Annotated in this window: 17 protein-coding genes and 1 tRNA gene; 12 read left to right on the top strand and 6 right to left on the bottom strand. The window is 73.3% G+C overall.

Annotation, left to right across the window (positions count from 1 at the left end; genetic code table 11):
• Positions 1–26 precede the first annotated feature (26 nt).
• The 3 genes from CXR44_RS28475 to CXR44_RS28465 are packed head-to-tail and all read right to left on the bottom strand — an operon-like array spanning position 27 to position 2,518.
• Positions 27–689, bottom strand: coding sequence for a response regulator (locus CXR44_RS28475; RefSeq protein WP_101789323.1), 663 nt, complete (start codon positions 687–689; stop codon positions 27–29).
• Between the two features lie 37 nt (positions 690–726).
• The gene (locus CXR44_RS28470; RefSeq protein ID WP_245899499.1) at positions 727–1,887 is read right to left on the bottom strand and encodes a sensor histidine kinase; all 1,161 of its coding nucleotides are present in this window, start codon (positions 1,885–1,887) and stop codon (positions 727–729) included.
• A gap of 46 nt (positions 1,888–1,933) precedes the next feature.
• Positions 1,934–2,518, bottom strand: coding sequence for a hypothetical protein (locus CXR44_RS28465; RefSeq protein ID WP_101789219.1), 585 nt, complete (start codon positions 2,516–2,518; stop codon positions 1,934–1,936).
• 730 nt (positions 2,519–3,248) lie between these two features.
• Here CXR44_RS28465 and CXR44_RS28460 point away from each other — a divergent pair.
• The 4 genes from CXR44_RS28460 (at position 3,249) to CXR44_RS28445 (ending at position 6,912) form a co-directional block, all read left to right on the top strand.
• Positions 3,249–5,000, top strand: coding sequence for an ABC transporter ATP-binding protein (locus tag CXR44_RS28460; protein ID WP_245899497.1), 1,752 nt, complete (start codon positions 3,249–3,251; stop codon positions 4,998–5,000).
• Positions 5,001–5,316: 316 nt separating this feature from the next.
• Positions 5,317–5,679 (top strand): RNHCP domain-containing protein, encoded by a 363-nt coding sequence (locus CXR44_RS28455; RefSeq protein WP_101789217.1) that lies wholly within the window; start codon positions 5,317–5,319, stop codon positions 5,677–5,679.
• Positions 5,679–6,080 (top strand): RNHCP domain-containing protein, encoded by a 402-nt coding sequence (locus tag CXR44_RS28450; RefSeq protein ID WP_101789216.1) that lies wholly within the window; start codon positions 5,679–5,681, stop codon positions 6,078–6,080. The genes CXR44_RS28455 and CXR44_RS28450 overlap by 1 nt, the downstream gene beginning before the upstream one ends.
• Before the next feature lie 151 nt (positions 6,081–6,231).
• Positions 6,232–6,912, top strand: coding sequence for a dienelactone hydrolase family protein (locus CXR44_RS28445; protein WP_101789215.1), 681 nt, complete (start codon positions 6,232–6,234; stop codon positions 6,910–6,912).
• 37 nt (positions 6,913–6,949) lie between these two features.
• On the opposite strand, the gene CXR44_RS28440 is transcribed toward CXR44_RS28445, so the two are convergent.
• On the bottom strand, positions 6,950–7,702 hold the full coding sequence (locus CXR44_RS28440) for a DUF429 domain-containing protein (protein ID WP_101789214.1): 753 nt from the start codon (positions 7,700–7,702) through the stop codon (positions 6,950–6,952).
• 149 nt (positions 7,703–7,851) lie between these two features.
• Between CXR44_RS28440 and CXR44_RS28435 the strand changes: the two genes are divergently transcribed.
• The 7 genes from CXR44_RS28435 to CXR44_RS28405 all read left to right on the top strand — a co-directional run bounded on the left by CXR44_RS28435 (position 7,852) and on the right by CXR44_RS28405 (position 15,507).
• Positions 7,852–8,505: a 5-oxoprolinase subunit B family protein gene (locus CXR44_RS28435; protein WP_101789213.1), complete on the top strand. Its 654-nt coding sequence runs from the start codon at positions 7,852–7,854 to the stop codon at positions 8,503–8,505.
• A complete protein-coding gene (locus CXR44_RS28430) occupies positions 8,498–9,379 on the top strand; it encodes a 5-oxoprolinase subunit C family protein (RefSeq protein ID WP_101789212.1) in 882 nt (293 codons plus the stop codon). Before CXR44_RS28435 ends, CXR44_RS28430 begins: the two co-directional genes overlap by 8 nt.
• A 74-nt stretch (positions 9,380–9,453) precedes the next feature.
• On the top strand, positions 9,454–10,245 hold the full coding sequence (locus CXR44_RS28425) for a putative hydro-lyase (protein ID WP_101789211.1): 792 nt from the start codon (positions 9,454–9,456) through the stop codon (positions 10,243–10,245).
• 85 nt (positions 10,246–10,330) lie between these two features.
• A complete protein-coding gene (locus CXR44_RS28420; protein ID WP_101789210.1) occupies positions 10,331–11,545 on the top strand; it encodes a helix-turn-helix domain-containing protein in 1,215 nt (404 codons plus the stop codon).
• A gap of 84 nt (positions 11,546–11,629) precedes the next feature.
• The gene (gene exaC / locus CXR44_RS28415; protein WP_101789209.1) at positions 11,630–13,147 is read left to right on the top strand and encodes an acetaldehyde dehydrogenase ExaC; all 1,518 of its coding nucleotides are present in this window, start codon (positions 11,630–11,632) and stop codon (positions 13,145–13,147) included.
• Between the two features lie 171 nt (positions 13,148–13,318).
• Positions 13,319–13,391 (top strand) — tRNA-Met (locus CXR44_RS28410).
• 136 nt (positions 13,392–13,527) lie between these two features.
• Complete coding sequence (locus CXR44_RS28405; protein WP_180903747.1) at positions 13,528–15,507, top strand: hypothetical protein; 1,980 nt, start codon at positions 13,528–13,530, stop codon at positions 15,505–15,507.
• A gap of 43 nt (positions 15,508–15,550) precedes the next feature.
• Here CXR44_RS28405 and CXR44_RS28400 read toward each other — a convergent pair whose 3' ends face one another.
• A complete protein-coding gene (locus CXR44_RS28400; protein WP_101789207.1) occupies positions 15,551–16,423 on the bottom strand; it encodes an SPFH domain-containing protein in 873 nt (290 codons plus the stop codon).
• A 62-nt stretch (positions 16,424–16,485) separates the two neighbouring features.
• Here CXR44_RS28400 and CXR44_RS28395 point away from each other — a divergent pair, with 62 nt between their 5' ends.
• The gene (locus CXR44_RS28395; RefSeq protein ID WP_245899495.1) at positions 16,486–17,109 is read left to right on the top strand and encodes a TetR/AcrR family transcriptional regulator; all 624 of its coding nucleotides are present in this window, start codon (positions 16,486–16,488) and stop codon (positions 17,107–17,109) included.
• On the opposite strand, the gene CXR44_RS28390 is transcribed toward CXR44_RS28395, so the two are convergent.
• Positions 17,093–17,395: hypothetical protein (locus CXR44_RS28390; protein WP_219602024.1), on the bottom strand; the 303-nt coding region annotated here is incomplete at its 5' end. The two genes, CXR44_RS28395 and CXR44_RS28390, sit on opposite strands and share 17 nt — an antisense overlap.

Genomic DNA, 17,395 nt, shown 5'->3' with positions numbered 1-17,395 from the left:
GGCCCGCCTACCCGCCGCACCCCGCGTTACGCACCCGGAACGGTCAGTCCCGACTCATAGGCGGCGATCACCGCCTGCACCCGGTCGCGCAGCCCGAGCTTGGCCAGCAGGTTGCTGACGTGGGTCTTGACCGTGTGCTCGCTGACCACCATCGCCTCGGCTATCTCGGCGTTGGACAGCCCCCGGGCGATGAGCTGCAGCGTCTCGCGTTCCCTCGCGGTCAGCGCCTCCAGCGCCCCGGCGGCGGCCTGCCGGGGCCGGGCCGCCGGGCCGGCCGCGAACTGCGAGATGAGCCTGCGGGTCACCGTGGGGGCGAGCAGCGCCTCGCCCGCCGCCACCACGCGGACGGCGTTCACCAGTTCGTCGCGGCGCACGTCCTTCAGCAGGAACCCGCTGGCGCCCGTCCGCAGCGCGTCGTAGACGTAGTCGTCGTGGTCGAACGTGGTCAGCATGAGCACCCGGCAGCCGGTCTCCGCGCACACGATCCCGGCCGCCTCGATGCCGTCCATCCGGGGCATGCGGATGTCCAGCAGCAGCACGTCGGGGTCGTGCTCGCGGACGGCCGCCACCGCCGCCACGCCGTCGCCCGCCTCGGCGACGACGTCGATGTCGGGCTGGGCGTCCAGGATCATCGCGAACCCGCCCCGTACCAGCTCCTGGTCGTCCGCCACCACGATGCGCACGCTCACGGCCACACCCTTCCCGCGCTGTCTGCCATGTCCATGGTCATGCTCCCTCCGCCGGCAGCCGCACCGACACCCGGAACCCCGGTCCGTCCGGCCGCGGCCCGGCCGTGGCGGTGCCGCCGCAGGCCGCCGCACGCTCGCGGATGCCGATGAGGCCGTGCCCGCCGGACGGCAGCCCGTGGCCCGCGCCCCGGCCGTCGTCGGTGATGTCGATCAGGAGTCCGTCGTCGTCCCAGGTCAGCCTGATGTCGGCGTGCCGGGCCCCGGCATGCTTGACGGTGTTGGTGAGCGCCTCCTGCGTGATGCGGTACGCGGCGACCGCGCAGTCCGGGGCCAGCGTCCGAGGCACGCCGGAGGCGGTGCAGCCGACGGCCAGCCCGGCGTTCGACACCTGGGCCGCCAGCGCGGGGAGGTCGTCCACGGTCGGCTGCGGCGCCCGGGGGGCCTCGTCCTCCTTCAGCAGGCCGAGCATCCGCCTGAGCTGCCCCATCGCGTCGCGGCCGGCGGCGGCGATCGCGTCGAAGGCGGCCTCGGCGCGGGCCGGGTCGCTCCTGACCACCACGGGCCCGGCCTCGGCCTGCACGACCATGAGGCTGACCGCGTGGGCGAGGATGTCGTGCATGTCGCGGGCGATCCGGGCCCGCTCCCGCTCGGCCGCGCGTTCGGCCTCCATCTGCCGCTCTCTCTCCAGGTGCTCGGCGCGCTCCTCCAGGGCGGCCGCGTGGGCGCGGGAGGTGGCCGCGGCCCTGCCGATGGCGTACGCGGCGACGAACAGCACGACCCCGCGCAGGGCGGTCTCCGAGGAGCCGACCGTCGCCAGGCCGCCGACGACGGTGAAGGCCAGCAGGGCCAGCCGCAGCCGGCGGGCCGACCGGGAGGCCACCGTGTAGATCGCGACGAGCGCGCCGTACCAGATGGGCTGGCGCGCCACGTGGTCGGCGAGGTCGTAGAGGGCGCCCGCGCAGAGGCTGGCGACGAGGACGACCGCCGGCGCGCGGCGCCGCCACGCCAGCGGCGCCGAGGCCGCGACGACGACCACGTAGCCCCACCAGTCCCAGGGAACGCCGGTGCGCTGGTCCGCCGTCAGCAGCGGCCACATCTGGACGAGGAGGATGACGGCGGCAAGCGCCCCGTCCACCAGCGGGGTGGGGAGCGCTCGCAGGCGGCGGAGGGCCACGTCGACCAGTGTCGGATGGGGCACGGCGTCCCATCTTTCCGCGAACCGGGAGGCAGCCGGACGCCGGGTCTCACGCATGGGCGGGGATGTGCCTGGGCGCGGGCGCGGAACGGCGGGCCAGCGGCAGGAACGAGACCAGCAGCAGGAGCGCGCCCACGGGGATGAAGTCGCGGTCGATGATCGGCAGCGCGAGGTCGAGCAGCACGAGCAGGGGCGTCCACGCCTTGACCAGGCGGCGCGCGGCGAGGTGGGTGACGAGCATGAGCTGGGCGGCGTAGAAGAGGAAGGGCCCGGCGTCGTAGACGGCGAGCTGGACGCCCGGTACGGCCTGCACCTGGTCGAACAGCACGCTCATCGCGGCGTGGTCGGCGGCCATGAGGCCCACGACGATGTCGATCACGAACTGGGCGCCCGCGCAGGCGAGGCCCGCGACGCCGATCACGAGGCCGGCGGTGGCCAGGAGAGTGCCGCCCAGCATCCGCCTCATCTCCCGAAATATCGGGACGAAGAGCACGAGGGCGGCGAGGAAGGCGAGGTGGCCGGTGGTCCAGGCGAGGCCAGGTCCCCGTTCACCGTCGAAACCGTCGGCGATCCTGATCAGCCCGTAGGCCAGGATCAGCAGGGGGGCGGCGACGAAGGCGGTGCGGACGTTCATCTGCGGTGGCTCCTTCGGGGGCGAGGTCGTGCCGCAATCCTGGCGTCCGCGCAGGTCGGAGGGCATCGCCGAGCCGGGCGATCTCCCGGCTCCCTCTCAGGAGGGAGTTCCTCGCCCGGCCGGATGAGTGCGCGATCCGGCCCATAGACATCGCGCCTCCGCACGTTACTCCGGAGTTCACATCAACGGCCGTTCACCGCCTCCGGTCCGAGCCTCGTCGGGCCGCGCTCGGCATTTGCGCGAAATGCCTACTCAGGTCGGTCGTAAGTGGCTCCTCCGACTTGCCTCTTGGTGGCATCCCCGCTGGTCGAGCCCCGTGTTGAAGGTTAAACCAACAGAGGAGTAAGAAGACGTACACGAATATTTGCTGGTCATTTACCGCATGTGCGCAACCAGCCCCTTTCTCGGCGTGTCCGGTCAAGTCTCATTTAATGACTGTGATTAGTAGTGATTTGTGCGAGTGTGGGTGCTAACGTCCCGTTTTGAAATGAAAGTCCCGATCACGGGGGGAGAGAGCGATGACTCTCAACGGATTCAAGGCAGGCTGGGGCGGCTGCGGCTGCCGTCGTCGCCGTTGCGGATGTGGATGGGGAGGTGGCTGCGGCCGCCGCTGGTGGGGCGGCGGATGGGGCGGATGGCGCCGGGGTTGGTGGTGGTAGAAGCCCCACGTGAGAGCCGGCGGGCGACCCGCCGGCTCTCACTCTCCGCCAGGGACCGGCCGGACGCGGCAGTGCTCGCGCCGGCCGTGTCCGTCCGCCGGACCTTCCGGGAGTTCTGGCCGGACACGCGTGGGCTGCGCTGGCTGTTCGTGGTCGGCGGGACGTTCGCGATCGTGGCGGCCCTGTGCGAGGTCGCGGCGATCGCCCTGTTCGGACGCATCACCGACGAGGTGCTCGCCACCCGCGACCTGGGAGCCTTCTGGCAGCCCGCGCTGGCCTGGCTGTGCCTCGCCGCACTGGCCGGGGCGAGCGCGTTCGGGGGCGCGTACGTCACCGCGCTCGCGGGCGAACGCTTCCTGCTGAGGCTGCGCGACAGGATCTACGCCCACGTCCAGACGCTGTCGCCGGACTACTTCGAGAACCGGAAACTGGGCGACCTGATGGCCCGGCTCACCGACGACATCGAGTCGATCGAGCAACTGGTGGGATCGGGGCTGGTCAAGGTGTTCACCACCATGGTCAGCGTCGTCTTCTTCGCCGGGGCCGCGTTCTTCGTCCGGTGGGACCTCGCGCTGATCACGATGGCGCTGGTCCCCTGCTTCCTCGTGGTGTCCAAGGCGTTCGCGAGCCGCTTCAGGACCGCCTCGGCCAGCGAGCGGCTCAGCAACGGCGCGATGAACAGCGTCATCGAGGAGAGCCTCGCCAACCAGTCGCTGGTCCAGGCGTACAACCGCCAGGCCACCGAGTCCAGGCGGCTGCACGCGGAGGGGCGCGGCTGGCTGCGCGCCAACCTGTCGCAGGCCCGCCTGTCCGGTCTGTACGGCCCGATCGTGCAGGTCATCGAGACCGTCTGCATGATCGTCATCCTGGGCTTCGGCGCCTGGGAGATCGCCGCCGGCCGGCTCACGCTCGGCGGCCTGCTGGCCTTCGCCGCGTACCTGGCGATGCTCTACCCGGCCGTGCAGGCGCTGGGCGAGATCGCGCTGTCGGTGTCGGAGGCCGCCGCCGGCTCCGACCGGGTCATGGAGGTCCTGCGGACGCGGCCGGCCGTCACCGACCGCCGCACCGCCGTCACGCTCGTCTCGCGCAGCCGCGGGCACGTCGAGTTCGAGGACGTCTCGTTCACCTATCCCGGCCGCAGGAGGCCGACGCTCCAGCACCTGTCCTTCTCCGCCGCGCCGGGCGAGCTCATCGTCTGCACCGGACCGAGCGGGGCGGGCAAGTCGACGCTGGCCAAGCTGCTGCTGAGGTTCTACGACCCGGACGCGGGACGCATCCTGCTCGACGGCGTGGACATCCGCGACCTGACACGGGCCTCGCTCCGCGACAACGTCACCATCCTGCACCAGGAGAGCATGCTGTTCTCCGGCACGGTGCGGGAGAACATCGCCTACGGCCGTCCGGGGGCCACGCTCGACCAGGTGATCCGCGCAGCGGAGCTGGCCGGGGTGCACGACTTCGTCAGCACGCTGCCCCGGGGGTACGAGACGCCGGTCGGGCAGCGCGGCAGGCTCCTGTCGGGCGGGCAGCGGCAGCGCATCGCCATCGCCCGCGCGCTGGTGCGCGACGCGCCGGTCCTCGTGCTCGACGAGCCGATGACGGGACTGGACGAGGTGACGGCCGCGCGCGTCATGGAGCCGCTGCGGCGGCTCATGGCCGGGCGGACCACGATCCTCATCACGCACGACCTGCGGCACGTGCCCGAGGGGGCGCGCTCGATCGCGCTGGAGCCGGCCCACCGCCGGGACCGCATCCGGCTCAGGCGCGTGGGCACCCGCATCAGCCGGCACCGCCGCGACGAGCGCCCCACCATCACCGTCTGAGGCGACCGTCCACCGGCGGTCCCACCACCTGGGACGCGCCGGAAAATCGTTGGCGACCGCGAGCGGTACGTTGTTACGCTCGCGGTCGTCTGTCGTCTACACCGTGGGTGGCCTCGCGGCCGCCGGAGAGGAGTGGTTGATGACCCGCCCCGCGCCCGGCGCGCCTCGCCCCACCGTGGGCTCGTCCCCGCTCCGTCGTCCCTGACGGCCGGACCGCCCACCGTGTCACGCCTGCCCGGTCACACCTGACCGCGCGAGGCCCGCTCGGGCTTCCTTGCTGCTCACATGCACGTTTCCCGGCAAGGAGTAACCCAGGGTGTCCACCGACGACAAGACCCGCACCATCACCGATACCTTCCCGTGCGTCCGCTGCGGGCTGACCGTCACCGCGGTCGCCCCCGACGGGGGCCGACGCAACCACTGCCCGAGCTGCCTGCACTCCCTGCACGTCCTCGACCGGGTCGAGGGCGGACCGTCGGAGTGTCGGTCCCGCATGATCCCGATCTCCATCGCCGTGCTGCGCAGCGGCGGCTGGATGGTCATCCACCGGTGCGCCCGCTGCGGCGAGCTCACCTCCAACCCGATCGCAGGTGACGACAACCAGCTCATCCTCATGCGGATGGCGGTGCGTCCACTGGCTCAGCCGCCGTTCCCGCTGGAAGCGTTCGGGGATCTGTGATGCCGCGCCGCAAACCGGTCGCGAGCCGGCCGCAACGGCGCAAGGACCCGCACCGGGGGGAGGGCCGTGAGGCGTTCCGGTGCGCCGGCTGCCGGCTCGACGTGCCCGTCGTCGCGCCAGGCACGGCCCATCGCAACCACTGCCCGCACTGCCTGACCAGCCTGCACGTCGACGACCGGGTGCCCGGCGATCGGCGGGCGGGCTGCCGCGGGCGCATGGCGGCGTTCAGCGTCACCGTGCGCGGCGACGGCGAGTGGCTGATCATCCACCTCTGCGAGGCGTGCGGCGTGCTGAGCGCCAACCGCATCGCCGGTGACGACAACGCGCTGGCGCTGCTGCGCATCGCCATCCGGCCGTTGTCCGACAGCCGGCTGCCCGTCAGCGCGTTGCTCGCGCTGTAGGAGCGGCCGGCTGCCCGGTCGGCGCGCTGCTGCGGGCGCTGCCGGCGCATCGGGAGCGGCCGGGAGGCCGAGGCGTACGCTTGGTATGTCAGCAGGTCGCGAGGGTGCGGGCGCCCTCGCGACACACCCGGGTGCGCCCGACGGGACTGCCATGACCGTCGTCGAGGAGAGCCTGCGCGTCCCCATGGCCGGCGTGGTCCTGGACGCGGACGTCGCCGTGCCCGCCCGGCCGAGGGGCGTGGTCCTGTTCGCGCACGGCAGCGGCAGCAGCCGCCACAGCCCGCGCAACCGCTACGTCGCCGCCCACCTGCAGGCGGCCGGCCTGGCGACCGTGCTCGCCGACCTGCTCACCCCGGCCGAGGAGCGGCTGGACACGGTGACCCGCGAGCTGAGGTTCGACATCGGCCTGCTCGCCGACCGGATGACCGAGCTGATCGACTGGGCGGTGGTCGCCGACTGGGCTCCGCAGGGCCCCTCCGCCCGGGAGGACTCCGGCGGCGGCCCCGCCATCGGGCTGTTCGGCGCGAGCACCGGCGCCGCGGCCGCGCTGGTGGCCGCGGCCCGCCGCCCCGGCCCGGTGCGGGCGGTCGTGTCCCGGGGCGGGCGGCCCGACCTGGCCTGCGACGCGCTGCCCCAGGTGCGGCAGCCCACGCTGCTCGTCATCGGCGGCAACGACACGGTCGTCATCGAGCTGAACCGGCAGGCGGTGCGGCTGCTGGCCGGCGAGGCCCGGGTGGAGATCGTGCCGGGCGCGTCCCACCTGTTCGAGGAGAAGGGCGCCCTGGAGGAGGTCGCCCGCCTGGCCTGCGACTGGTTCCTCACCCGGCTGTGACGAGCCGGTCCAGCGGCGGGGGGGGCAGGAGGCTTTCTCACCCGGCTGTGACGAGCCGGTCCAGCGGCGCGGTGGGCAGGGCGATCCAGCCTTCGGTGGCGGCCACGCCGGCCTGATCCTCGGGTGGCGCGGTGACCATGCCGAGGGCGGCGGCGCGCGCCGCGAGCGCACAGACGACGGCGTCGGTGGCGTCGTCCGAGGCGCGGCACACCCGCTCGTGCTCGCCCAGGTCGAGCCACGGCGCCGCCTCCAGCAGCCGGTCGACGAGCCGCCCGAGCGCCGCCAGGTTGGCGGCGCGCTTGTACCCCCGGTACGGCAGCCCCCAGCGCTTCAGGGCGGCCGCCGGGTAGACCTCCACCACGGCCCCGCCGCCCCGCCTGTCGACCGTCCGGCCCCGCAGCGCCAGCTCGGCGAGCAGCCCGGCGCAGCGCATGGTGGCGTGCCCGATGCGGTCGGCGGACACGCTCAGCGGCGTCAGCCCGGTCTGCTCGTGCACCACCTGGTCGGTGACCCGGAGCGCCAGATCCCGCCGCCACACCCGTCCCGCCACCCCTTCCGGCACCCGTACGTGCCCCGCCCGGTGCGCGCTGACGAAGTCGACGAACCGGTCGGGCCAGCCGAGCGGGCAGTCGAACCCCGCCTTGGCGGCGCCCGTCACGGCCCGGACCACCTGGTCGTCGTCCGCGCGGACCGCCACCCCGGTGAGCCGGGCGCGGCCCTCCTCCCAGCCGAGCCAGGCCACCGCGGTCCGCGCCGCCTCCGCCGCGAGATCCACGCCGACCGTCAGCATGTCCTCACGATACGCGGAGCGGCCGCACCCGGGACGCGAGATGATCGACGACCCGGCGGACACGGCGTGCCCGCCACTTCTGTGTAACCGTCGAGGAAACCTGGCTTCCAAGACTTGTCTGATCGTTCAACAATACTTAGGTTCAACATATGGACACGTCGCAGAGTGCGAGGGACGGGGCCACGGCGCCGACGGTGCGCCGCTACGGGGACACGGCGCTCCTGGTGGAGCTCGCGACGCTGGACGACGTCATCGCCCTGTACGGGACGCTGACCGCCGATCCCGTGCCCGGCGTCACCGACCTCCTCCCGGCGGCGCGCACCCTGCTGATCCGCTGCGACTCGCCGGCCCGGCTGGGCCAGGTCGAGACGGCCGTCCGCGCCGCCCGCCCCGCCGCCTCGCGGCCCGCACCGGCCGGCGAGGTGACGATCCCGGTCGTGTACGACGGCGCCGACCTGGCCGAGGTGGCGAAGCTGACCGGGCTGTCCGAGCGGGACGTGGTGGCCGCGCACACCGGGACACCGTGGACGGTGGCGTTCTGCGGGTTCGCCCCCGGGTTCGGCTACCTCGCCGGCGGCGATCCCCGCCTGGTGGTGCCCCGCCGCCCGGAGCCGCGCGTCCGGGTGCCCGCCGGGTCGGTGGCGCTGGCGGCCGAGTTCAGCGCCGTCTACCCGAGGGAGTCGCCCGGCGGCTGGCGGCTCATCGGCCGCACCGCGCTCGCGGTCTGGGACCTCGCCGCCGACCCGCCCGCCCTGCTGCGCCCCGGCGTCCGCGTACGGTTCACCGAGGTCCGCGATGGGTGACCCGCGCCTGCTGGAGGTGCTGGCGTCCGGCCCCATGACCACGGTGCAGGACCTCGGCCGGCCCGGCCACGGCCACCTGGGCGTGGGCCGGTCCGGCGCGGCCGACCGGGGATCGCTGCGGCTGGCCAACCGGCTGCTGGCCAACCCCGAAGGCGCGGCCGCGCTGGAGGTCACGCTCGGCGGGCTGCGGGTGACCGCCCACGGCGACCTGCTCGTGGCGCTTACCGGCGCCCCCTGCCCGGCCACCGTCACCTGCCGTGACGGCGGCAAACGGCAACTCGGCCACAACGCCGTCGAACCGCTGCCCGACGGCGCCACGCTCCGGCTCGGCGTCCCCGGCCGGGGCCTGCGCACCTACCTCGCCGTGCGGGGCGGGATCGACCTGACGCCCGTGCTCGGCTCGCTGGCCACCGACACGCTCGCCGGGCTCGGCCCGCCGCGCCCCGTCCAGGGCTCCCTGCTGCCGGTCGGGCCGCCGCCGGCGCGGTTCCCGACGCTGGACCTGGCGCCGGTCGCCGACCCCCCCTGCGGTGACGTGCTCCTGCACGTGATCGCGGGCCCGCGCGACGACTGGTTCGCGGCCGGGGCGCTGGACCGGCTGTGCGCCGAGCCGTACCTGGTGACCACCGACAGCGACCGGGTCGGGATGCGGCTGTGCGGCCCGGCCCTGGAGCGCGCGAGGACGGGCGAGCTGCCCAGCGAGGGCATGGTCCCCGGCGCGCTGCAGGTGCCGCCGTCCGGGCAGCCCACGCTGTTCCTCGCCGACCACCCCCTCACCGGCGGCTACCCGGTGATCGCGGTCGTCTGCTCCCGCGACGTCGACCGCGCCGCCCAGGCCCGCCCCGGCCAGCGCGTACGTTTCCGGCTGATCTGATCCCGCTCCTCCGACCCGGCTCCTCCGACCCGGCTCCTCCGACCGGCTCATCCGATCCGCGAAAGGGCTGCGACATGACACCACCCTCGGACCCGGCCCGGCTCACCCCGCGCGAGGCCCGTGAGACGTTCCGCGCCGGGCTGGTCACGCCCACGTCCGGCTGGTCGGCCGGCTGGACGCAGGCCAACCTCCTCGCGCTGCCGAAGGACCGCGCGTACGACTTCCTGCTGTTCGCGCAGCGCAACGACCAGGCCTGCCCGGTGCTGGACGTCACCGAGCCCGGCGACGTCGCCGCGTCGATCTTCGACGGCGACCTGCGCACCGACCTGCCCGCCTACCGCGTGTACGAGCACGGCGAGCAGGTCACCGAGACGGCCGACGTCACCCCCTACTGGCGCGACGACCTGGTGTGCTTTCTTCTCGGCTGCAGCTTCACCTTCGAGCGGGCGCTGGTCGAGGCCGGCGTGCCGGTACGCCACCTCGAGGCCGGCACGAACGTGCCCATGTACCGCACCGACCGGGCCTGCCGCCCCGCCGGCGAACTGTCGGGCCCGCTGGTGGTGACGATGCGGCCCGTACCCGCCCACCTCGTCCCGGTCGCGGTGCGCGTCACCTCCCGCTACCCGGCCGTGCACGGCGCTCCCGTCCACGTGGGCGACCCGTCCCTGCTCGGCATCGCCGACCTCGACAGGCCCGACTTCGGCGACCCGGTCGAGGTGCGGCGCGGGGAGCTGCCGGTCTTCTGGTGCTGCGGGGTGACGTCCCAGGCGGCGGTCATGCGGTCGCGGCCGCCGTTCGCCATCAGCCACGCCCCCGGCTCCATGGCGATCACCGACGTCCGCGACAGCACGTACGCGGTGCCCTGACCTCCCGCCGCCCACTGGACCTCGGGCGGTCCGGCGACGCACCATGTGGGGACGCACGGCACTCCACGCACACCCGGGAAGCCCCATGGCCGAACACGGCGACCTCCGTCAGCGGCGCGCGGCGCTGGAACACGAGTGGTCCCGCCGCGTCCGCGACCCGCGCACGGCGCCCCACGCCGGATCCCCGCTGCGCAGGGAGGTCGCCGAGTCGTGGCGGCGCTCGCTGGCCACGGTGGACCCCGCCAGGGACGCCGCGCCGGTGGCCGAGAGCGACGCGCGCTGGCCGGCCTCGCCCCTCCACGGCCCGGTGACGGCGCTGGCCGACGAGCTGCGGGGCGTCGCCGACGACGCCGGCTACGTGGCCGCGGTGACCGACGAGTCCGGCACGATCCTGTGGACCTGCGGCGGCAGGGTGATGCGCCGCCGCGCCGAGCGGGTGAACTTCGCGCCGGGCGGGCGGTGGGGCGAGCCGGCCATGGGCACCAACGCTCTGTCCCTCTCCCTGCTCACCGGCCGCCCCAGCACCGTCTTCTCGGCCGAGCACCTGGTGGCCGCCCTGCACGGCTGGGTGTGCTACTGCGCGCCCCTGCGCAGCCCGGGCGGCCGCGTCCTCGGCGTGCTCGACCTGTCCACCACCTGGGACCGTTCGCACCCGCTCGCCATGTCCACGGTCCGCTCGCTGGCCGCGGCCGTCGAGGCCCGCCTGGACCCGGCCGTCGACACGAGCCCGCCGGGCTCGGACATCAGGCTCGACTGCCTGGGCGCCCAGGACGTCCGGCTCGGCGAGACGCCGCTGCGCCTGCGTCCCCGCCAGGTGGAGATCCTCACGCTGCTCGCCCTCGAACCCGGCGGTTTCACCCCCGAACGCCTGCGCGACGCCCTCTACGGCGACCGGCACGTCACCGTCTCCACGTTCAAGGCCGAGATCTCCCACCTGCGGCGCGCGCTCGGCGGCGGCGTCGCCACCCGCAGGTACGCGCTGACCCGGCCGGTCACCTGCGACGCCGCCGAGGTGCTGCGCGCGCTCGATCGCCGCGACGTGGCCGCGGCCCTGCGGCACTACCGCGGCCCGCTGCTGCCCTGGTCGGAGGCGCCGGGCATCGTGGAGTGGCGACGGCACCTGGAGGTGGCCGTCAGGGAGGCCGTCCTCGCCGGCGACGACGCCGAGCACGCGCTCGGGTACGGCGAGCGCGTGCCGTACGACGCGGGTGTGCACGAGCACGCCCTGCGCCTGCTCGCGCCGGGCGACGCCCGGCGCGGCATCGCCCTCGGCAGGCTGCACCGCGCCCTGCACGGCTGACGCGGACGCCAACCTTTCACCAACCTCGTCCTCGCATAGTGAGCCCCATCACCCGACGGCACACCGACCAGCGAGGAGCGTCCCATGGTGTACGCGCAGCCAGGCACCGACGGCAGCATCGTCAGCTTCGCCCGGCGGTACGACAACTTCATCGGCGGCGACTGGACCGCACCGGTCGAAGGCCGCTACTTCGACAACCCGTCCCCCGTGACCGGCCAGGTGTTCTGCGAGGTCGCCCGTTCGTCGGCGGCCGACGTCGAGCTGGCCCTGGACGCCGCCCACGCCGCGGCCGGACGATGGGGCCGCACCCCGGCCGCCGAGCGGGCGAACATCCTCAACCGGATCGCCGACCGCATCGAGCAGCACCTGGAGGCGCTCGCCGTGGCCGAGACATGGGAGAACGGCAAGCCGGTACGCGAGACCCTGGCGGCCGACCTGCCGCTGGCCGTGGACCACTTCCGCTACTTCGCCGGCGTCATCCGCGCCCAGGAGGGCGGCCTCGCCGAGCTGGACCCCGACACGGTCGCCTACCACTACCACGAGCCGCTCGGCGTCGTCGGCCAGATCATCCCCTGGAACTTCCCCATCCTCATGGCCGCCTGGAAGCTCGCCCCCGCGCTCGCCGCGGGCAACTGCGTGGTCATCAAGCCCGCCGAGCAGACCCCCGTCAGCCTGCTGCTGGTGATCGAACTGATCGCCGACCTGCTGCCGCCCGGCGTGGTCAACGTCGTCAACGGCTTCGGCGTGGAGGCCGGCAAGCCGCTGGCGTCCAGCCCGCGCGTCGCCAAGGTGGCCTTCACCGGCGAGACGTCCACCGGCCGGCTCATCATGAGGTACGCCAGCGAGAACATCATCCCCGTCACCCTCGAACTGGGCGGCAAGAGCCCCAACATCTTCCTGCCCGACGTCCTGGCGGCCGACGACGACTTCCTGGACAAGGCCGTCGAGGGGTTCGTGATGTTCGCCCTCAACCAGGGCGAGGTGTGCACCTGCCCGTCGCGCGCGCTGATCCACTCCGCCGTCTACGACGACTTCATCGCCCGCTGCGTCGAACGCACCCGCGCCATCGTCTCCGGCGACCCGCTGGACCCGGCCACCATGATCGGCGCCCAGGCGTCCAGCGAGCAGTACGAGAAGATCCTCTCGTACCTGGACATCGGCCGGCAGGAGGGCGCCGAACTGCTCACCGGCGGCGGCCCGCGCACCGTCCCCGGCCTGGAAGGCGGCTTCTACATCGAGCCGACGATCTTCCGCGGCACCAACGACATGCGCGTCTTCCAGGAGGAGATCTTCGGCCCGGTCGTCGCCGTCACCACCTACGACTCCGTGGACGAGGCCCTGAAACTCGCCAACGACACCGCGTACGGACTGGGCGCCGGCGTCTGGACCCGCGACGGCAACACCGCCTACCGCCTCGGCCGCGAGATCAAGGCCGGCCGCGTCTGGACCAACTGCTACCACGCCTACCCGGCCCACGCGGCCTTCGGCGGGTACAAGAACTCGGGCATCGGCCGCGAGAACCACAAGATGATGCTCGACCACTACCAGCAGACCAAGAACCTCCTCGTCAGCTACTCGCCCAAGAAGCTCGGCCTCTTCTAGGCGGGCCCCGGCGACCGCCGGCCGGGACGCGGTGCGGCGGGGCCCCGATATCCCGTTGCACCGCGTACGGCGGATCCAGCATCCTCGTAAGTCCAGCGACCCGAGCCGGAGGAGGGCGACATGCGGCGAATGCGTAGCGGCACGCACATGCCCCGCAGGCTCGCCTGCCAGGGCGGGTGAGGGCGCTGGTGTGCTCGGCGGTTTCATAAGCCGCACAGGGCGGGTTCGATTCCCGCACCCGCCACACGATCCCGGCCACTTTCGGCCATTTCGGCGCCTCGCACCCGCGCTCCGCCCGCGCGGCCGAAAGGCCGCTGTGGTGTGGGCTGAGGGGATACGCTGCGGGTGATGCAGCCAGCACCGTCGAGCCGGAGCAGATCATGAGGACGTGGTTCGAGCCGGACGAGGACGAGGAGTTCGAGGCGGCCAAGGCACTGCTGGTTCGCCGCTGCCTCACCTGGGCCGGCGAGCGCCGCCTGCCGGTCGAGGGCGTGATCGTGGATGCGGCGCTGGAGTCGCGACACCGCAGCCGGGACGGGCGGCTGTGCTTCTGGAACGCCCGGCAGGTGCGACGTTTCCTGCTGGAGTGGCTTCCGCACCACGTGGTCGCCTCCCGCGAGGTGCTGGACGCCGCGCCTGACAGCCTGACGACGATGTTCCGCTACCTGGCCGAGGCCGGACTGCGTGATCCGCGGGGCGCCACGCCCGCCGAGCTGGAGGCGGCCGTGGACGCGACCGCGGCCGAGTATCCGGCCGTGCTCGACGATCCCGACCGGCAGAGCGTCGCAACGTTCTGGACGCGGACGGCACTCGACCACGGTGTGGACCTCACCGACGGCAAGGCCGTGGCGAGGTTCCGGCGTGACGTCGACGCCGGACGCGTCGACTACGACGCCGACCTGCTCGACAGGCTGGTGATGGCCCGGTTCTTCGAGTCCGGGCCCGATGAGGAGCGGGCGTTCCCGCAGCCACCCGTCACCCTGCCGCCGCCGGCCGCACTCACCGCGGCGGCGGCGCGCAGCGAAGTCGTACGGCAGCTGGTGGCACTGGCGGACTGGACGGGGAGCGGCGGGCGGGCACTCACCGGCACCGGCAACCTCCGCCTGACCGACGCCCGCGAGCTCGCCGCCCTGCTCGGCACCGGCGAGCAGGACCTGCGCGCCCGCAGCGCGGCGGAGCTGCCGAAGGTCGGACTGCTGGTCGCCTGGGCGAAGGCGGCGCGGCTCGTCCGGGTGAGCAAGGGCCGCCTGCTGCGGGTGGCGAAGGCGGCACCGCTCCTGCGCGAGCCCGAGCGGTTGTGGTCACGGGCCTTCGAGTCCTTCTTCGACCTCGGCGCCGCGATCGGTGCGTCCCGCTCGCCGCTGGCCCGCCTGTTCGACGAGATCGTGGACGACGCGCTGAACTCCGTGTACGGCATGCCGGCTCCCATGCCCGTGGCCCGCCTCGCGGAGCCGATCCTGCTGGCCTGCGAGGATTACCTCGGCTTCGACGACGGCGTCTGGCGGGAGCAGGTGCGCCAGGGGCTTGACTCGACGTTCGAGGCGCTGGCGGCCCTGGGCGCCGTCGAGCTGAGCCACGGCCTGGCCGACGACCTTTACTCCAGCGATCTGGACATCGACGACCACGATCTGCCGCCCGACGCCCGCGCCCGCCTGCGCGCCCGGCTGGCCGAGCCGGGCCCTCTCGTCCAGCTGACCCCGCTGGGCGTTCGGGCCGTGCGCGACCGCCTGCTCGCCGAGGGGCGCGACGCCCCGCTGGTCGGCGAGCTGGCCGGCGCCGCGCCGGCCGAGCTGCTGGGCATGCTCGCCCAGCACTACCCGCAGGAACAGGCCGAGGAGGAGCTGCGCCGCTGGCTGGCCGCCAACGGCGGCAGCGTGGAGCCGCTGCTGGACGCCGTGCGCGCCTGCCCGTTCCGCTCCCGGGCTGCCGCCCTGCTCGACACCCTGGTGCAACTGCACGCCGACGGCCGCGCCATGCTGCCGCGCCTGCGGGACGACCGCGTGCTGGGGCCCATCGCCCTGACCGCCCTCGTCGACGCCGGCAAGGTACGCCCGGAGCAGCTCAGCCCGCGGGAGCAGCTGTCGCTGATGGCCGAAGGTCTGCTCAACCTCCTCGAACTCGGCGGCCCGCAGCAGGTCGTGGCCCAGCTCGCGGAGGTGGCGGGCAGGGAGGCGTCCGAGATCGTCGCGGCGGTGGCGAACTCCGATCATCCGGCCGACGTGGCCATGGCCGAATTCCGCAACCTGGTGTCCGTGCCGGCCCGCGCCCCGCGTCACCGGCTGCGCATGCCGGACGGCCACGCGCCGGGCAGCCGGGGCAGCCGGAGCCGTCGCGGCGGCCGCGGGCGGCGACGCGGGTGACGTGCCGGGCTCCCCGTGCGTGACGCGGCGGGGGACCGGTGGCTCAGTTGCCGCCGCCGCGGTTGGGCGTGACGTTGATCTGGCCGCTGTCCGAGACGATGATCTGGATCCGTCCGTCCTTGACCGCCTGCCACATGACCGCGCCCTGCGCGCCGAGCACGTCCTTCAGCGCCTTGATCGCCTCCAGCTCCGTACGGGCCTTCTCGTTCTTGGCCTTCTGCGCCGTGTTCTCCTCCTGCGCCTGCTGGACGGCCGCCATCGCCTCACGCACCTTCAGCGGCGGCTGCGGCTGCTGGAGCGTGACCGAGAACTTCTCGAAGAACGCCGTGCCGCCCTGCTCGCGCAGGAACTGTCCCATGTACTCGGCGACCTTGGTCTCCCACTGCTGCTTGGCCTGCGGGTTGACGTAGGTGAGGTCGCGCCAGGCGAACTCCTTGCTGGCCGCGTCCAGGGCCCGGTCGAGCGGCTGGCCGATGTAGACGCTGAGCAGCTTGTCCCAGCCGGCGTCGGTGTCGGCCTCGTACTTCAGCCCGATCTGCTCGTGGAAGCGCCGCAACGTCTGGCAGTCGCCGGTGAGGGAGAACGTCACCACGCCGGACACCCGCATCTCCAGCGGGTCCTTCGTCCACATCGTGAGCGGGCCCGCCTCCGCTCCGGGCTTCGTCCTGTCGCCCGACGGGTCGTTCGGGTCGGCCGCGAACTCGAACGTACGCTGCCCGGCCGGGTACACGTAGCCCTTGTCGCCCCAGCCGGACACGTCACGCACGCCGGGATCGACACAGTTCTGGAACGTGGTGTCGGAGAACATCCCCGCGTCGTACACGATGCCCTTCTGGTCGGGCTCGGGGATGGTCACCGAACACCCGGTGACCAGCAGGGCCGCGGCTAACGACGCGACAGCGGTCTTACGGTTCATGAACTCTCCTTGTCGTCGCGGATCACGGTATTCGCTCGTCCGGGACGTCTATAGTGAGTCAGGTGACTGACTCCAAGGGCTCCGGGGCCGGCTCCCGGGCGACGGCGGGCTCCAAGCGGCAACGGCTGATGACCGCCACCGCGCAGGTCGTCCACCGGCAGGGCGTGGAGCGGACCACCATCGCCGACATCGCCCGGGCCGCCGACGTGCCGGTGGGCAACGTCTACTACTACTTCAAGACCAAGGACGAACTCGTCGCGGCGGCGCTCACCGAGCACGCCCGGCAGTTGCGCACGCTCACGGACCGTCTCGACGCCCTCCCGGACCCCCGCGACCGGCTCAAGGGCCTGGTCGCCGCGTGGGTCGGCCAGCGCGACGTGGCGGCCCGCTACGGCTGCCCCACCGGGACGCTGGCCGTCGAGCTGGACAAGCGCGCCGAAGGCGGTCTCGACCTGGAGGCGGGCAAGGTCATCCGGCTGCTGCTCGACTGGGCGGAGCGGCAGTTCGGCGCACTCGGCCTGCCCGACCCCGCCGGGCTCGCCCTCACGCTGGTCGGCGCGTACCAGGGCATGTCGCTGCTGTCCAACGCCCTGCGCGACCCCGGCGTCATGACGAGCCAGGGCGACCGCCTCCTCGCCTGGCTCGACTCCCTCGACGCCGCGAGCGCCGTCAGCCACCCTGGGTGAGGATGGTCTTCTGCTTCGAGCAATCGCCGGTGGGGGCCTTCGAGGTGCCGCGGCACACCTGCACCTTGATCTGCAGCACGCTCCCGTAGTCCTTGCGGAACGTCCCGACACCCGGCGTGCAGTTGTAGAAGCCGAACGTCTTCCAGCGCCCGTTGTTCGCGTCCTGCGCCCGCAGCACCGCCCAGGCGCAGCCCTTGCCCCGGGTGTCCTCCAGGTTGCCGTACACGACATGGCCGAACTGGCTGATGGCGACCTTGCCCCAGGCACTCGCCATGCCGTCGGCGGA

This window comes from Nonomuraea indica (genome assembly GCF_002850745.1).
Lineage (GTDB): Bacteria > Actinomycetota > Actinomycetes > Streptosporangiales > Streptosporangiaceae > Nonomuraea > Nonomuraea indica.
The sequence above is the reverse complement of the archived record's forward strand: the minus strand, read 5'-3'. Positions and strand labels throughout refer to the sequence as shown.

Bases quoted from the DNA above. Each gene is read 5' to 3' on its own strand.
- CXR44_RS28425 (WP_101789211.1), top strand. From the start codon at position 9,454: ATGACACCACCCTCGGACCCGGCCCGGCTCACCCCGCGCGAGGCCCGT.
- CXR44_RS28430 (WP_101789212.1), top strand. From the start codon at position 8,498: ATGGGTGACCCGCGCCTGCTGGAGGTGCTGGCGTCCGGCCCCATGACC.
- CXR44_RS28465 (WP_101789219.1), bottom strand. From the start codon at position 2,518: ATGAACGTCCGCACCGCCTTCGTCGCCGCCCCCCTGCTGATCCTGGCC.
- CXR44_RS28400 (WP_101789207.1), bottom strand. From the start codon at position 16,423: ATGAACCGTAAGACCGCTGTCGCGTCGTTAGCCGCGGCCCTGCTGGTC.
- exaC (WP_101789209.1), top strand. From the start codon at position 11,630: ATGGTGTACGCGCAGCCAGGCACCGACGGCAGCATCGTCAGCTTCGCC.
- CXR44_RS28420 (WP_101789210.1), top strand. From the start codon at position 10,331: ATGGCCGAACACGGCGACCTCCGTCAGCGGCGCGCGGCGCTGGAACAC.
- CXR44_RS28445 (WP_101789215.1), top strand. From the start codon at position 6,232: ATGACCGTCGTCGAGGAGAGCCTGCGCGTCCCCATGGCCGGCGTGGTC.
- CXR44_RS28405 (WP_180903747.1), top strand. From the start codon at position 13,528: ATGAGGACGTGGTTCGAGCCGGACGAGGACGAGGAGTTCGAGGCGGCC.
- CXR44_RS28440 (WP_101789214.1), bottom strand. From the start codon at position 7,702: ATGCTGACGGTCGGCGTGGATCTCGCGGCGGAGGCGGCGCGGACCGCG.
- CXR44_RS28435 (WP_101789213.1), top strand. From the start codon at position 7,852: ATGGACACGTCGCAGAGTGCGAGGGACGGGGCCACGGCGCCGACGGTG.
- CXR44_RS28450 (WP_101789216.1), top strand. From the start codon at position 5,679: ATGCCGCGCCGCAAACCGGTCGCGAGCCGGCCGCAACGGCGCAAGGAC.